The organism is Haloarcula terrestris, from assembly GCF_031624315.1.
In the GTDB taxonomy this organism is placed as follows: domain Archaea; phylum Halobacteriota; class Halobacteria; order Halobacteriales; family Haloarculaceae; genus Haloarcula; species Haloarcula terrestris.
In genome coordinates, this window is the sequence record NZ_JAMQOM010000011.1 from 1 (window position 1) to 15,005 (window position 15,005).

Annotated in this window: 17 protein-coding genes, 1 tRNA gene and 2 pseudogenes; 14 read left to right on the forward strand and 6 right to left on the reverse strand. The window is 57.1% G+C overall.

The window, feature by feature from the left end; genetic code table 11:
• Positions 1-106: pseudogene (locus NDI54_RS17995) on the forward strand (IS5/IS1182 family transposase); the annotation flags it as partial.
• Between the two features lie 138 nt (positions 107-244).
• Here the strand turns inward: NDI54_RS17995 and NDI54_RS18000 are convergent.
• Positions 245-808, reverse strand: coding sequence for a plastocyanin/azurin family copper-binding protein (locus NDI54_RS18000; RefSeq protein ID WP_310897824.1), 564 nt, complete (start codon positions 806-808; stop codon positions 245-247).
• A gap of 98 nt (positions 809-906) precedes the next feature.
• On the opposite strand from NDI54_RS18000, the gene NDI54_RS18005 reads away from it, so the two are divergent.
• From NDI54_RS18005 to NDI54_RS18020, 4 genes are all read left to right on the forward strand, one after another.
• Positions 907-981, forward strand: a tRNA-Glu gene (locus NDI54_RS18005).
• A 40-nt stretch (positions 982-1,021) separates the two neighbouring features.
• On the forward strand, positions 1,022-1,441 hold the full coding sequence (locus NDI54_RS18010; RefSeq protein ID WP_310897825.1) for a hypothetical protein: 420 nt from the start codon (positions 1,022-1,024) through the stop codon (positions 1,439-1,441).
• Positions 1,442-1,920: 479 nt separating this feature from the next.
• On the forward strand, positions 1,921-2,781 hold the full coding sequence (locus NDI54_RS18015; RefSeq protein ID WP_310897826.1) for a hypothetical protein: 861 nt from the start codon (positions 1,921-1,923) through the stop codon (positions 2,779-2,781).
• Positions 2,782-2,836: 55 nt separating this feature from the next.
• The gene (locus tag NDI54_RS18020) at positions 2,837-3,019 is read left to right on the forward strand and encodes a hypothetical protein (protein WP_227262400.1); all 183 of its coding nucleotides are present in this window, start codon (positions 2,837-2,839) and stop codon (positions 3,017-3,019) included.
• Between the two features lie 63 nt (positions 3,020-3,082).
• Here the strand turns inward: NDI54_RS18020 and NDI54_RS18025 are convergent, their stop codons facing one another.
• The gene (locus NDI54_RS18025) at positions 3,083-5,458 is read right to left on the reverse strand and encodes a heavy metal translocating P-type ATPase (RefSeq protein ID WP_310897827.1); all 2,376 of its coding nucleotides are present in this window, start codon (positions 5,456-5,458) and stop codon (positions 3,083-3,085) included.
• A gap of 361 nt (positions 5,459-5,819) precedes the next feature.
• Here NDI54_RS18025 and NDI54_RS18030 point away from each other — a divergent pair.
• Positions 5,820-6,099 (forward strand): annotated as a pseudogene (locus NDI54_RS18030) (PadR family transcriptional regulator).
• A gap of 118 nt (positions 6,100-6,217) precedes the next feature.
• Here the strand turns inward: NDI54_RS18030 and NDI54_RS18035 are convergent.
• Together NDI54_RS18035 and NDI54_RS18040 are read right to left on the reverse strand one after the other, a co-directional pair.
• Positions 6,218-6,607: an SHOCT domain-containing protein gene (locus tag NDI54_RS18035; protein ID WP_220581174.1), complete on the reverse strand. Its 390-nt coding sequence runs from the start codon at positions 6,605-6,607 to the stop codon at positions 6,218-6,220.
• A 30-nt stretch (positions 6,608-6,637) separates the two neighbouring features.
• Positions 6,638-7,204: a DoxX family protein gene (locus NDI54_RS18040; protein WP_220581175.1), complete on the reverse strand. Its 567-nt coding sequence runs from the start codon at positions 7,202-7,204 to the stop codon at positions 6,638-6,640.
• A 111-nt stretch (positions 7,205-7,315) separates the two neighbouring features.
• On the opposite strand from NDI54_RS18040, the gene NDI54_RS18045 reads away from it, so the two are divergent.
• Positions 7,316-7,666 carry an ArsR/SmtB family transcription factor gene (locus tag NDI54_RS18045; protein ID WP_144927678.1) on the forward strand — a complete coding sequence of 117 codons (351 nt, stop codon included), beginning with the start codon at positions 7,316-7,318 and terminating at the stop codon, positions 7,664-7,666.
• Positions 7,667-7,669: 3 nt separating this feature from the next.
• Complete coding sequence (locus NDI54_RS18050) at positions 7,670-7,945, forward strand: DUF7521 family protein (RefSeq protein WP_310897828.1); 276 nt, start codon at positions 7,670-7,672, stop codon at positions 7,943-7,945.
• Positions 7,946-8,000: 55 nt separating this feature from the next.
• Here NDI54_RS18050 and NDI54_RS18055 read toward each other — a convergent pair whose 3' ends face one another.
• Positions 8,001-8,684 (reverse strand): NAD(P)-dependent oxidoreductase, encoded by a 684-nt coding sequence (locus NDI54_RS18055; RefSeq protein WP_119712797.1) that lies wholly within the window; start codon positions 8,682-8,684, stop codon positions 8,001-8,003.
• Positions 8,685-9,020: 336 nt separating this feature from the next.
• Here NDI54_RS18055 and NDI54_RS18060 point away from each other — a divergent pair, with 336 nt between their 5' ends.
• Positions 9,021-9,296: a hypothetical protein gene (locus NDI54_RS18060; protein WP_119712796.1), complete on the forward strand. Its 276-nt coding sequence runs from the start codon at positions 9,021-9,023 to the stop codon at positions 9,294-9,296.
• A gap of 133 nt (positions 9,297-9,429) precedes the next feature.
• Positions 9,430-10,362, forward strand: a complete 933-nt coding sequence (locus tag NDI54_RS18065; protein ID WP_119712795.1) for an alpha/beta fold hydrolase — start codon at positions 9,430-9,432, stop codon at positions 10,360-10,362.
• 4 nt (positions 10,363-10,366) lie between these two features.
• Here NDI54_RS18065 and NDI54_RS18070 read toward each other — a convergent pair whose 3' ends face one another.
• Positions 10,367-10,687, reverse strand: a complete 321-nt coding sequence (locus NDI54_RS18070; RefSeq protein WP_119712794.1) for a YHS domain-containing protein — start codon at positions 10,685-10,687, stop codon at positions 10,367-10,369.
• 415 nt (positions 10,688-11,102) lie between these two features.
• Between NDI54_RS18070 and NDI54_RS18075 the strand changes: the two genes are divergently transcribed.
• The 4 genes from NDI54_RS18075 to NDI54_RS18090 all read left to right on the forward strand — a co-directional run bounded on the left by NDI54_RS18075 (position 11,103) and on the right by NDI54_RS18090 (position 14,751).
• Positions 11,103-12,575, forward strand: coding sequence for an ABC1 kinase family protein (locus NDI54_RS18075; protein ID WP_177213397.1), 1,473 nt, complete (start codon positions 11,103-11,105; stop codon positions 12,573-12,575).
• Positions 12,576-12,647: 72 nt separating this feature from the next.
• Positions 12,648-13,376 carry an SDR family NAD(P)-dependent oxidoreductase gene (locus tag NDI54_RS18080; RefSeq protein WP_119713009.1) on the forward strand — a complete coding sequence of 243 codons (729 nt, stop codon included), beginning with the start codon at positions 12,648-12,650 and terminating at the stop codon, positions 13,374-13,376.
• 179 nt (positions 13,377-13,555) lie between these two features.
• Entirely contained in the window at positions 13,556-14,056 is a 501-nt protein-coding gene (locus NDI54_RS18085) for a CBS domain-containing protein (protein WP_058365806.1), read from the forward strand.
• A 59-nt stretch (positions 14,057-14,115) separates the two neighbouring features.
• Positions 14,116-14,751 carry an adenylate kinase gene (locus tag NDI54_RS18090; protein WP_080508370.1) on the forward strand — a complete coding sequence of 212 codons (636 nt, stop codon included), beginning with the start codon at positions 14,116-14,118 and terminating at the stop codon, positions 14,749-14,751.
• The last annotated feature ends 254 nt before the right edge of the window (positions 14,752-15,005 follow it).

Genomic DNA, 15,005 nt, shown 5'->3' on the forward strand with positions numbered 1-15,005 from the left:
CCACGCACGAGCGCAGGTGTTCCTCGCTCTGTGCCTTCGCCTCGTCGTCGCAATCACCAACTACGAACGCGGAGACAATCCGGGAAGCACGATCATCACGGTGTGAGAAGAGTTCTATGACACCCTCGGAAACCGGCAGTAATCGGGTGCCACATAGATTCCTGTAGGTCCGAAGCCTAGTCAATGTCGGCCATATGGTGTACAAGCGATTCCAGAGCGCACAGCTCGCAGTATACGCGGCCGCCTACCCGGAGAACGAGCTGTACGAGACGCTGCCTTGATCGACGATGGTCTGGCTTTCGGGAACGTCTCCGTCCGGCGGCATACTCCCCTCCGCGGGACCGCCGGGTTCGCCGACGACGATCCGGCCGACCATCCCCAGGGTCTTGTGCGGGATACAGAAGTAATCGTACGTCCCTGTGGTCTCGAACGTGTGCTCGTACGTTGCGCCCTGTTCACTCAGCGTTTCGCTATTGAACGTTTCTGCGCTTTCGGGAATCCGGGTAACTGATGCTGAGCTCGTTCCCTCTTTGTAGGCGGTTGCCGAGTGGCTCCCGCTCTGGATTTCGAATGTCACAGTTTCCCCAGATTCGATGAACAGACCGATGGGATCGAAATAGTACTCGCTCCCTTCGGTTACCATCATGACGGTATTCGAGTCTCCAGACCCACCAGCTGTCTCCTGCGGTTCAGTCGTGGTCGGCTCACCGCCACCATCTCCGTTCCCCGAACTACTACATCCGGCGAGACCAGTCACGCCACCTGTAGCCAGAATTCCAGCCGTCTTGAGAATCTGTCGACGCTCCATACCACAGTATCAAAGACCCCAACATAAGGGGAAACGGCGGATTCCCACTGAGTAGGACACCGGTCGTATTTGAAGTACTGAGGCCCCAAGTTAGAAATGCTCCGTTGGTGTAGCTCGGCCAATCATCTCGGCATCTCTCGTCGAGGACCGGGGTTCAAATCCTCGACGGAGCATCCCTGATCCATTCCACTGCTCTACTCATAACTGTCACAGATGGCCATCGCACAACAAGAGACCGAGGAACACATTTTGACCCGCTATCTCTCCGTAGAGATCGGTACAATCACTAGCCCGTGTCTGTTTGTTCTTGCCGCCGCCACGGTCGTATATAGCTGGCCACCGGCTGTACTCGAATGGTTTGTATCCGGCTTACTCGGACTTCTTGTCGCAGTAGCTTCCGGCCGGACGTCAGCGGTCGAGTTCAGTCTCATCAAGTGGCCCCGGCCTGAGTCGAAAGGCGATTTAGCGGTGAATGCGATTGCATACAACGGCGTCTTGATTATTGGAACCGTACTTGGACAGATCGTGTGGACGGCATCGAATAGTCTCCTACTCGCTGCAGGAGTTGGGGCCGTTCTTCCGGTCTGGTTCCTCAAGCACATACAGTTCCTCGTGTTTCTGGACGGCGAGTGAATTCACCGTGCCGGTCATACTTTCGGAGGAGGATATTTCCACACACAGCATGAGCCAACGACAGTCAAATCCAGAATATGAGAGGTGAATCAGTCAGGTAGAAGTGGCTCCCTGTCCAAGACAGAATAATGTCACCAGAAGAGCGTCAACCACGTGGGGACCCCTCCCGTGGACAGACCTCTCGAATCGGATCTATTCGGCCTCTCTCTGTACTTCTCGCCGCGATTGGTACGCTCACTCAGGTTCCCGTCGCGTCTGCCCACGGTACAACCGGAAGCGGTGGACTCTCGCAAGGACACGGTGTAATTATTGCTTTCGTTGGTGCCGTTATTCTCGGTGGATTCATCCTTCTCAAACGGACAGATCGGATCACGGCGACAACCGCTCTGTACGGCGTGTTCGCCGGTATCGCTATCACTGCACTCGGAGCCGTACTCTTCGAAGGGCTCTCCCCAGATCCGACATATACTGCGAGTTCGATGCCGTTCCCCCGAGCGTGGTATCAGCCACTGGCCCTGCTGAGTGGTTTGGGCATCATGGTCGCGAGCTTCGTCGTCGGGTGGCTCCGCTGGCCATCCCGACCACGGTACACGTTCCTCGGCATCCTCATGGGATTGTGGATCTCGTACCCCTACCTCCTTCCAGGACTGGCAAGCGATACGCATCCACTCGGGTACGCAATCGTCCTCGGCACGCCAATCCTGGTCGGTTATGTCGTCTGGAAGGACGCAGGGAGTGTCATTCGCGCAGTCATGCGTGATCCGGTTGCGCGTCGCTTCGGCATCGGCGTCGGTGTCGTATTAGCCCTCTTTTTCGTCTCGATAACGGGGTACCTCTCGTTGTTCCCCGAGGAAGGCTTCCCTGAGGAAGTGACGGTCGTCGTTCTGCCCGCAATCTATCAGCTGGTATCGTGGCCGACGCTCGAAATCGCGATTCCGCATCTTCCGTTCATACATATCCCGTTCTTCCTGGCCGTGTCGCCCGGTCAGGTCATCGTCGTCGGGATGCTGAGCGCACTCATCGGGTTAAACGCCGCTCTCATCGCCCGTCACTGGCGCGTCGAGGAACGAGCCGGCATGACCGAAGGGACCGCCGGAAGTGCTGCAATCGTCGGGACGTGTACCTGTGGGTGCTGCGGGCCACTCGTCGCGAAGATCGCGGTACTTGCTGCCGGGCCATCGATTGCCGCCCCCCTCTACTGGGTGTTCGTCGATTCGGCCTCGCCGCTCAGTGCAGTATTCATCGTAGGAAGCTTCGTCCTCTTCACTGGGAGCCTGATCTACTCGGTCCAAGCAGCCCGACAGCCCGATCAATCGGCCGCCATCATCCCCGCCGACTGAGATGACGGATCTGCCGTGAGAACACGGTCCTTAGGGTGGACGAATATCTCAAGATATGAAGAGGAAACGTCGACAGTACGTGTTTTTGGGACTGGCAGCAGTATTAATCGTTGTCGGCACCCTCGCGACCGGCTTCCTCCCGTCAACGCCGTTCTACCAAGTCCTCTCCGGAGGCATCATCGTTGCGGGCTTTGCGGTCGGGTACGCGGGCCTCAGTGCCTTCGAATTGCTCGACTGAAGCGATAGGACCCGTCTTCACCCGGTTACAGCAGGTATCTGCCGCTTCGCGGAGTGGGAGCCGCTACTCGTGAAGTAGGTCTCGAAACGAATTCGCTGCGAGGAGACCGCCGGTCGCCACGACCGCACCCATCGCGAACACCGGATTCAGCAACCCCGTCGCTGCGAGTGGCATCGTGACCCCATTATAGAGCAGCGCTAGCCCGTTGTTCTGTTTGACACGCCGACGAGCTGCATCTGCGAGGTCGAACGTCGTCCCCACCGCTGCGAGGTCATCATCGACGATAGAAATATCCGCGGCATCGGACGCGAGTGCCGTCCCACCACCGAGGGAGATTCCCAAGTCTGCTGTCGCTAGGGCCGGGGCATCGTTCGTCCCATCACCGACCATCGTAACCTGCCCACGAGACTGTAACCGCCGGATCGTCGCGGTCTTGCCTGCCGGCGGGACCCCCGCGAACACGTGATCGACGGCAGGATGGCTGTCGAGAAAGTCAGTAGCAGCCTCGTCATCACCAGTCAGAACGATGATCTCGATATCACGGTCACTCAGTTGCGTGAGTGTGTCATCCCAACTCGGGCGTGGTTCGTCGCCCACGACGATGACGCCCTCTGCACGACCGTCACGACCAACGACGACCGGAAGGTGACCGGCCGTTCGTGCCTCTGCGGCACGCGTCTCGATCTGTTCGCTCACCGACCACCCCAGTTCTGCGAAGAGATCGAGGTTCCCGACGAGAACGCGCGTATCTTCGACGACTCCTTCCACGCCGGTCGCATGGCTCGTGAATTCAGTGATGTCCTCTGCGTGCTCGTGGTCACTGCCATCGGCAACCCCCCCATCGGCTCTCGAGCGATCGCCCTCCTGATTCCTTTGTGCAAACGTATTCACGATTGCGTCGGCCGCTGGGTGGGATGCTCGCTGTTCGAGGGCCGCGACGATTGCAAGCAGATCCGACGGTGCATCCGCCTCGAGGACATCCATCTGGCCGGTCGTGAGAGTCCCCGTTTTGTCGAAGACGACGACATCGACGTTCCGAAGGCGCTCGAAGACGGTCTCGTCGAAGATGACGATGCCCCGCTCTACCGCTTGTTCGATACTGGTTGCCACCGAGAGCGGGGTTGCCAGGCCAAGTGCCCACGGACATCCAACCAAGAGAACCACCAGCGCCGTCAGGACGGCGACGGGAATGCCAGTCCCAACCAGAAGCGACCCCAATCCAGCGAGTACCGCCCCACCGACGACGGCCGGGATGATGACTGACGCGAGCCTATCGGCCTGCCGCTGGACGCCGTGATCCCCACTCTGGAGATTCCAGACAGAGGTGATGAGGCGATCGATACTACTGGTTGTCTCATCGCTCACCGTGAGGACAGCAGCCCCATTTGTGACGACCGCCCCGCCGACGACCTCGTCCCCAGCTTGTTTCGATACCGGGAGCGACTCGCCCGTCACGATCGCTTCATCGACCGTGCACTCACCCTCAGCGAGAACACCATCGACTGGGATGCGTTCGCCCTCACGGACGAGAACCCGTTCCCCGGGTTCCAGACCGTGTACGTCGACCATCGTCGTCGTCCCATCGGCGCCATACCGCCTGGCTTCGGTGACGTGGGAGATAGTGAGATTAGTCAGGCGATCCATCGCTCGCTGCTTGCTCAGTGATTCGTAGAAGATGGCAGCCACCACACTCGCGGCAACCACAATCGTGAGGTCGTAGAACACATCGATCCGACCGAGGAGAAAGGCGATCGTACTGTACACGTAGGCACTCACGATGGGGAGTGCGACAAGCAGGTCTGTGTTCGGCTGTCGCATCTTCAGACTGACATACGCACCCTGTAACAACGGCAGGCCGGTGAACAACAGAACCACCCCTGTCAGAACGAGAAAGAGCGGCAGGATCAACAGGCCATCTCCACCGCCGATCCCGGACGCACTCGCGAACATATCCAGCGTCCCCTCACCAAAGAACGACGAGAGCTGCGCCGGATAGAGGAGGACCGCATACGGGAGGAGCATGAACGTCCCGAAAATGACGCCAACAGCGTAACGGAATCCCAGCACCTCGTCAATTCCTCGTTCATTCAGCTCGTCCGACCGGCGCGACTGTCCGATTATAGTCGGTGCGTCATCACTCCCTCCAGCACGGGGGGTTGCCGAATAGCCGAGTGTACTCAGGGTATCACAGAGAGTACCCTTCGAGACGCGGTCAGGGTCGTATGTGATTCGGATCGTCTCGGTGACGTAACTCGCCGCGGCGTCAGTGACGCCCTCGCAGCCTTCAGCAATCGATTCCAGAAACGCTTCACACGTCGCACAGTGCATCCCGTCGACCTGGAAGAAGGCTCGTTCCTCAGTCCCCGTTGGACGCGGATCTGCCTCGCGTTCGCCCGCTTTAGTTCCGGATTCATGTATAGTGCCATCTGTCGAGGCCATCTGACTGTGAACCCCATCACCACCGAGCACTCGATGGACGTTTCGGCATCCAACACAGCAAAAGTCGATGTCATCCTCACCCACGACTTGATCGTCAGTGACAGCCCTACCACAAAGCGCGCACGGGGGAGATAGTGATTGAGATGAAGACACAATTGATTACCACCTGCTGACAGCGCGCCGAGTACAGCCACGGAACCTCAAGGGCGACCTCGTCCGAAGGGCCATTACCGGAGATACGGATGCCTCGATATTAAACGCTATTCGGTGACGAGTACACTAGTAGATACTCTTGGTCCAAATCTCCGCCTTTGAGGACCAGAGAGAACATATGCCACCCCTCAAAAATAGGGAACAAACGATGCACGACCTAACTGGGTTCCAGCGGGGACATCTTGTATGTGATCGCCGGCCTCTAAGATTCTCACGGCCTCGCCATCAAGCAGGAATCCGAAGACTACTACCAGAAGGGGATCCATCACGGGCGACTTTACCCGAATCTCGATACGCTCGTCAAGAAAGGCGAGAAAGACCGACAGACGAACGTCTAGACGCTCACGCGGCGCGGCCGCCGTGAAATCGAAGCCCGCCGTGAGTGGGAACGTCAGTACATCGAGATTGGTGAGTCTGCGCCTGTGTAGGTTCTCTCGTACAGATCAGCTACTCCATTGTCTATGAATCATCTGAAAATCCGCGATGGGCGTGATTTCCATCTCGGATGATGTCGGTAGTAGCTCTCCTCTTCGGGAGCGACGTACGTCAGCGATTCGCCGTGAGGCGGCCACGGCGGCGTTCGAATTCTTCGTCGTCGATCTCACCGCGGGCGTACTGCTCACGGAGAGCCACGAGGGCTCTATCCTCGGCGGGTCCGTCAGTCTGAGATCGAGCCACCAGCCAGTAGACGAGATAGATGGGAAGACCGATGATGAGGGCCATCCAGAGGAGGCCGAACAGCATCATCCCCCATCCCCATAGTCCCCAGCCGGTCATGTGGCCGTCGTCCCACATTCCGTAGTGCCAGTCCCACATCACCGCATCCGGGACGGCTGCGTGCGTCAGGGCCATACCCCCGATAACCGCGACCGTCAGCGCACCGACGACGATCAGTCCGAGGGATCGAGTACCGCGTGGTTGAATTGAGTTTGTCATGTGTATTTCTCCTGAAATGGTTCGGCGTGGTTAGCCGAGGATGTACTCGAGGACGGGGTAGCGCTCGACGAGCGCCTCGCCGCCGACCTCGTACTGTTCGATGTACTGGTCGAGCCCGAGGATGCGGCCCGCACCGAACGCCGCAACCGCGAGGAACACGAGCATGTACGCGAAGTCACCGTTGATGACGCCGTGGGCGATGTCCCAGTTCCCGAAGTAGAACATGAGCATCATGAGCGCGCCGAAGAACGCCGCGAGGCGGACGACGGCACCGACGAGCAGTCCGAGACCGATGAACAGCTCGCCCCACGGGACAGCGACGTTCGCGAACTCGACGAACCACGGGGTCGACCCCATCCACGCGAACATACCCGCGAGGGGGTTGCCGTTGGTCGCCGCGACGTTCGCCAGATAGCCACCCGCCGAGAACGGCTCGGCGGCAACGATCTTCGTGAATCCCGAGTACGCAAACGCGTAGCCCATCATGAGCCGTAGCGCGAGCACGAACCATGCGCTCAGGCTGTGGACACGACCACCGATGGTCAGTCCGCCGACCTTGCTCTCTAGCTGGTTGACTCCAGAGGGAATCGTAGACATTGTTACTTCACCGAGTGAGTGTAGGCAGGGAGAGACGATATACCGGTGAGCCAGTGTTCTGAGTCAGAAAACCGGGCGGCTATTTTACCCCACTAGGACGAGTATGCGAGTGTGACTGAGGAGTTGAGCCCACCAGCCGTCTTTGCCACACTCGACGACGAGTACGCTCGCGATATTCTCGTGGCGACGAACACGGACCGACTCTCTGCAAAAGAACTCAGCGAGGAATGCGATATGTCACGCCCAACCGTCTCTCGTCGCGTCAACACACTCGTCGAGCAAGGACTTCTCGAAGAGTACACGCACGTCGATCCCGCTGGTCGGCACTATCGGGAGTATGAGGCACGTCTCGAACGTATCGAAGTCCTCCTCCAAGACGAGGGGTTTGACATCCAGATCGATGTCCGGCCGGATCCCGCGGACCGGATCACCTCCATCTTTGAAAACATGCGGGGAGACTGATTCATGGAACACACATTATTCGTCATCGCCAAGTTGTTCATGACCGCGTTGGCTCTGGTTATCGCGTACCAAGCCTATCGCGGCTACCAACGCCACGGAACACAGCTGATGCTCTACGTCGCCTTTGGGTTCGCACTAATTGGCCTCGGTGGACTCCTCGAAGGAGTTCTATTCGAACTGCTCCAGGTGTCAATCTTCCAGGCAGGTCTCGTGGCTGCACTAGTCGCGGCGGCGGGAATGCTTTCTATCTTGTACGCGCTCTATGCGCCGAACCCCTGAATTCCCGATTCAGCAAAGTATCTTGGAATCGTGAATTAGTGAGACGGTTATTCACTCATCCTCGTAGACGTTGCGCGACAGCCGTGACTTGGTCCCAGAGGAATTCGGCGTCAACGCTCTGGTTCGTCGTTACGACTGGCACGTCACGGAGATAGGAGTCCGTCTGAAGGATCTCAAGGAGGAAGTCCGCAACGTCAGCGCGTGAAATCGGACCAGCCGTGGCGTCAATGTCGACGCCGTGTTCGTACTCCCCGGTTTTGGGTCCATCTGTAAGACCGCCGGGGCGGACGATCGTCCAGTCGAGACCGCTCCCAGCGACGAGTTCCTCCTGTCTGGCTTTGTCGGCCATCAGGTCATAGAGCACCGTCACGTTCGCAAGGCGGACGTACCACGGAACCTGCTGGACGCTCGATCCTAACCCCATCGATGTCAGGACGACCAGGCGTTCGATCCCCCGTTCCTGCATTGCATCGATAATGTTCGCGGTCCCGCGAGAGACCACGTCGGAGGGATTGTCCGACGTTCGACCGAGAAGACAGATGACCGCATCTGATCCGTTTACGGTGGCTTCGACCGCGTCCGGATCGAGTACATCCCCCTCTACGGCGGTGACTGCCTGGTTCGGTGGGAGTTTTGCAGGGCTTCGAGTGAGCGCGCGAATCGAGTGATTCACTTCGGTCGCTTGTGCCGTCAGTTCACGTCCGGTCCCGCCTGTCGCACCGAAGAGTGCCAGTTCCATATGGTCACCTACGTTTTCATGTTGGTTGTCGTTCCCCTCGTTTCAGTCGATTACGCTTACAATTCTAAAGGACGACCGAGCGTTCGCTCTGGACGCTCGATTACCAGAGAACTCCGAAATTTGATTCGACAGGTTGGGGTCATCGTCACTACAGCCACGGATCGGTTTCACATTCTAACGAGAGGTGTTCTGTCATGCCAGTATCGAAACCACAATCGTAGTGAAATAGGCGACCGTAGCCGGTGCTACAAGTATGACAGACATGCTGGGTTTGTTCGCTGATGAAACCGCCCCTGAAGAGCGACCAGCTCATGACTCGATAGGAGAGGCGGAACCATGAGCGAGGAAATCTCCGCCAACCGGGCAGGACTCATATTCGGTGCCATCTTCGCAGCGTCGCACGCTGCATGGATCGGATTCGTCGTCTCGGGCGTCTCTGAAACAGCGGTCGCCACTGTCGCCCGGACCAACTTCGTTGAGTACGAGGACACGGTCGATTTCGACCTCTCTCTGGCTGGTGCCGGCCTCATGATCGCGTTAGTTGCAGGATATCTCATGGGCGGGTTGTTCGCCCTGCTCTGGAATCGGCATGAGATCCACGATGACGGGTAACCCGGTCATCCAGACAATCGCCCTCAACCGATAACTGTCAAGGATGGTTAGTGTCCACCGAGACGATCCTCGGAGCAGGCTCTCAGATGGACCGTCTATTCGACACCACCGCAGGGGGTATCTCTAACTCAGTATGGCGTCACCATCTTTTCCACCGGGATACGTCCGGTTCGACGACGTTTCCGAAACGCTTCCTGAACCGACACCCGTTCCGGTGTCGGAATCAGTTGAACTGGAGACGCTTCACCTCCCCGGGCCGGACCCGGCGATCGTGTTCGTCCACGGTGGTCTCGGGTCGCTTTGGAACCCGTATCCACAACTAGACGCGTTCGAGGGGCCCCACGAGTTGGTCACGTATGCGCTCGCCGGCAACGGAAACTCGACCATGCGGCAGGAGCAGTCCCTCTCCGGGCATGTAGCTGACCTCCTGAATCTCCTTGATGAACTCGGTATCACGAATCCGATCATCCACGGCCACAGTTACGGTACCGCCCTCGCTATCGAGTACGCGAAGCGCCATCCCACAGCCGGGCTCGTGTTACACGCAGGGGGCGATCATGATCTCACCCCCGCGGGGGAGAAACCGCTTTTGCGACTATTTCTGGCACTCCGACTCTATAAGATACCCGCGAACGACGCGCTCATCCGGCAGTTAGCCTACAGCGTCGGCTTCCACGAGGAGACGCCATCGGTCGTGGTTGAGGACTTCCTGCAATCGAACCCGCTTCCCCACCGTCGCTCAGCGTGGACGACTGTCACCGAGGCCTTCTGGGGGTACGACGGTCGCCCCGATATTGAGCGAGTCGATGCCCCAACGCTCGTCATCCACGGACCAGCCGACGGTATTGTTCCCATCGAGGTGGCACGCGGAACCGCGAGGCGGATTCCCGAGAGCGTTTTCTGCAGGCTACAGCGTACCGGTCACGTCGCTATGATAGAGCGCCCGAATGCGTATAACAGTCTGCTTGAAGCACTCATCAAGACGGTTCGAGAGGACCGGGATTTGGAAATGACGGTTCGAGAATCGGTCGACGAAAACGGTAGCGAAGTATCCGAAGTTCGCTAAGGAATCAGGATCGTTCTGCAGCTTTATTCGCCCGTTCGAGATCGAACTGAAGGTCGGTGTCGTCCTCGAGACCGACGCTCAGCAATTCCGGGTCGGCGACCGTCAGGTTGAACTCACCGACGGCGCGGCCGTAGTGCAAGCGCGGTACCATTACGCCACTCGCATCACAGAGGTGGGGTCGTGGCTCGTCGACGAATCGCTTCGGGTGCTCTTCGAAGAAATCACGACAGTCGGACGAACAGAAGTAGAACGTCGTCCCCTCGAAATCGGCGGTGATTTCGCTTGAGTCGCTGGCTTCCATACCGCAGACCGGCTCAACTGGCATACTGGCAGTACGCCTCGCCCTTCCATAAACGTCAGTCGGCCATTTGCTACTGTGCGTAGGCTCCCTACTCGGTGTATACTGCGGGCTGTTTCTCGAAGCGCTGTCGACATTCTTCGCTACAGAGATAGTACGTCACCTGGTCGTGCCGGACTGAAGCTACCGCTTCGTCAACTCTGAGTTGCATACCGCAGACGGGATCCCTCGGCATTCTGTTCACAGATCCGTCTCCAAGCCGATTGGGTATTTCGAAGTAGGTCGACGGGCACGTATTAAGGGCCGTCGGAAGAACTCTATGACAACGCCCATGGTTCGATTTCTTCTCCGTCTAATTCGTATTCTTGGGACGTTCACCCCGTTCATCCTACGCTTTCTCCGTGATCGGCATCGGTTTCTGATCGTCGGTGGGTCACGCACTGTGCCACGGGACCAGCACGAGCAGCGTGCCCGCCGTCTACGGGAGGCGATGCTCAACCTTGGGCCGACGTTCGTAAAGATCGGCCAAGTTCTCTCGACGCGCCCAGATCTCGTTCCGCAAGTGTACGCGGAGGAGTTCGCAGTGCTCCAAGATGCGATCCCGGCGGGTCCGTATCGAGAGATGATTCCGGCTCTCGCCGAAGACGTCGGGTATCACTCGTACGACGACTTCGATCCCGAACCCATCGCCGGCGGATCGCTAGCACAGGTCTATCGGGCGACCTATCAGGGAAAACAGGTGGTCGTGAAAGTAAGACGCCCCGGAATCAAGGACCTCATCGAGACCGATCTGCGCATTATTCGTCGCCTCGTTCCCCTTGCACTGTTTCTCGCACCTGATCGGTTCAGTTTCTCACTCCGGAACATGGCGGACGACTTTGAGCGCATCATTCTGGAGGAACTGGACTTCGAGCGAGAGGCCCAGATGATGGAGGAGATTCGGGAAAATTTCGCTGCCGACGAGAATGAGACCGTTACGATCCCACGCGTATTTCGTGACGTCTGCTCCGAACGTGTCCTCACCATGGAGTACGCCGAGGGAACGAAGGTTACTGACCTCGAGGAACTCGAAGCGAAGGGCTACGATCCGGAGAACGTCGCCCGACGAGTGGCGAATGCCTACTTCACGATGGGACTCGATCACGGTGTGTACCACGGCGATCCCCATCCTGGAAATCTCGCTGTCGACGATGATGGCCGCATCGTATTCTACGACTTCGGGATGAGCGGTCGGTTCACGCCGGCGATGCAAGCGAGCGTGATCAACCTCTATCTGGCCGCTGTCAACCGGGATGTCGAATCCATCATCGACGAACTTGTCGCCCTTGGTGCACTCGATCCCGACGCCGACAGGGCCGCCGTCGGCCACGTTCTCGAGTTAGTTATCGATGACCTCGAAGGGAGTGGTGATGTGAACTGGCAGCAGATAATCGACGTGGTCGTCGGAATGCTCCGAGAGTTTCCGTTTCGTATCCCGCCAGACGTGATGTTAGTCATTCGGGTGGGATCGATCGGTGAAGGTGTTCTTAGACAGCTCGATCCCGAGTTCAATATCCTCGCAGCTGCGCAGGCGTTCCTCCGTGAACACGGCTTCCTCCAGCGAGCAGCCCGGATGAAACTCGCCGAAGCTCAGTCCGACATCGAAACCTCCCTCTGGGCCCTCCTCCGGCTACCCACGAAATTGGATCGTGAACTGGACGCACGAGAACAGGAACGCACAGTGATACCTCAGGAGATCGCACAGAGCCAACGACGGCAGACTCGTTCGATCGGGTACGCCATCCTCGCAGGAGGAACATTTGTAGCGAGTGGTCTCGCATTATCCGTAAGTCAGATCTCTGCTACTGTTGGGATCGTCGTCGCACTCGGCTTCACCATTTTATTCATTCATTCATCAAGGCAACAGCGTCGATAACTGGTATCTCGAATACGGAGTACCCCCACGACGCCTCAAACTATTTTGTGGCGTCTATGCGAAGTACCTGATATGCTCAAAGATAAAGTTGCGATCATCACTGGTGGTGCAACCGGGATCGGCAAAGCAATTGCTTCGAAGTACATTGATTACGGAGCCGAAGTCGTTATCGCAGGTCGCACGGAAGAAACCGGCCGAGAGACTGCCGAAGAACTCGGCTGTGAATTCCACCAATGTGACGTCACGGAGTATGAGCAGGTAGAGACCCTCGTCAACAGTACGGTTGACGAATACGGACAGCTTGACGCAATCGTAAACAACGCTGGAATTGGCCAAGTAGGGTCCATCGAAGAAATGTCGCTCGAAGAGTGGGATACGGTCATTCAAATTAATCTCACAGGGGTTATGTACGGCTCGCGAGCGGCGATCCCGTATCTCAAAGACAGTGAGGGGTGCATCATTAATGTCGCGTCGATTTATGGCCTCGTTGGTGGTCCTGGATCACCTGCCTATTCGGCAGCAAAAGGTGGTGTCGTGAATTTCACACGAGAGCTCGCCATCGACTACGCCACAGAAGGGATACGTGTCAATAGTATCTGCCCTGGATTCGTTGAAACGCCGATGACAGACGACTACCTCGACCAGGAACAGTTCTACGAGTTCGTCCGAGACGAGACACCCATGCAGCGAGTGGCCGAACCCGAGGAGATCGGCGGCATTGCGATGTTTCTCGCCTCTGATGAGGCGACGTACATCACAGGCACAAACATTCCTGTCGACGGAGGCTGGACTGCCCACTAGTAACTACGGTCGCACATTCACCACACTTGGTTCCAACATTACGCGGGAGACCAGTCGGATAGTAGCAGCGCAAAACGTGCTACTATCTACCGAAGGCAAGCACCGTAACTCCCTGAGATGCTTCTATGAAGTGAGGAACTGCCGCCATATTATTTAGTCTCTCTAACCAATCCCCCAGTATGGAACAGAATCGATCCGATCTCACACTACGTGTTGGGAGTATCGCCGACGAGTCAGTTGGTCGCGTTATTCCGGATACGTCGGTAGCAGAGGTCGCCCAAACGATGGTCGCGCAAACCAAATGTGCCCGCTACGTCGTTGTGGAAGAAAACGACCAGCTCGTGGGCATCATTACAGATCGAGATTTGATTGGCGCGCTCCTCACGCCAGATAGTGAGTTCAACGTTCTCGCAACGGATCAGAGCGAATCCAACATAACCGCCGGAGATGTGATGACCTCCGACCCCCTCACCGTAACGCCTGAGGCGGAGGTACCGAGGGTACTGCGACAAATGAACGAGGCGGCTGCCCGCCATGTTCCCGTTGTCGAAGATGGCTCAGTTGTGGGGATCGTCACCCTTGACGATCTCATCACTCACCTCGCGGGAGAAGCTGCCCATGTCTCCGCACAGATGGACAATCTCTCCGGGATCATCCGGTCAGAGTCCCAGAGAAAGTAACCTCCGCATCTGAGACTCTCGATACGTGTCTTTTTCGTGACTGACATCAAAAGAGAGACATGGCCGAACCACGGATTCTAATCCTCGGTGGACCAGGCGCAGGAAAGGGGACGCAGAGTAGAAAGGCTTCTGAGGAGTTTAATGTAAAGCATATCACTACCGGGGAGCTCCTTCGGGCAAATAAGGACAGGGATATTTCAGAATTTGAATCAGAGTATGATGTCCCGCGCACATATATGGATCAAGGTGAGCTTGTTCCGGACGAGGTTGTCACTCTGCTCGTTAAAGAGGCTCTATCGCAAGTCAATGGCTTTGTTCTGGATGGGTATCCCCGCAACGTAGAACAGGCTGAGGAACTCAATAATATGACCGACGTTGACGTTATTCTATATCTTGACGTAGACGAGGAGGAACTTGTTCAACGACTCACGGGTCGCCGTATAGACCCAAAAACAGGGGACACTTATCATATAAAATATAGTCCGCCTGAAGATCCTGAAGTTGAAAGACGACTTGAGCAGCGGGATGACGATACCGAGGAGACAGTCCGTGAACGTCTACGTGTATTTCGTGAGACCACTGAACCAGTTATTGAATACTACGAAGAACGAGGTCAACTGGAACGTGTCGACGGAAAACAGTCTCCTGATGAAGTCTGGGTTGACGTAAGGAAAGCGGTTGAAAACGCGCAATAGGTCGCGAAAAAGTTGGGGTGAGCGTTACTATACCGGGCATCACCTAGCAGATCTGTACATTTTACACACTGGTACCCGGCGAGTCTGTAGTTGAGAGGGCACGATCTTGCTGAGGTGATCTCGACGATGTTCGATAAAAGCCGACCATCATACCGTACGAATTAGAACTTGGAACGGTTATTGGCCGAAGAACGATCCAGTAGGCAATTATGGGGGGCTCTTCGAACCGATGAAGAGCCTGTCAGCAGACGCTG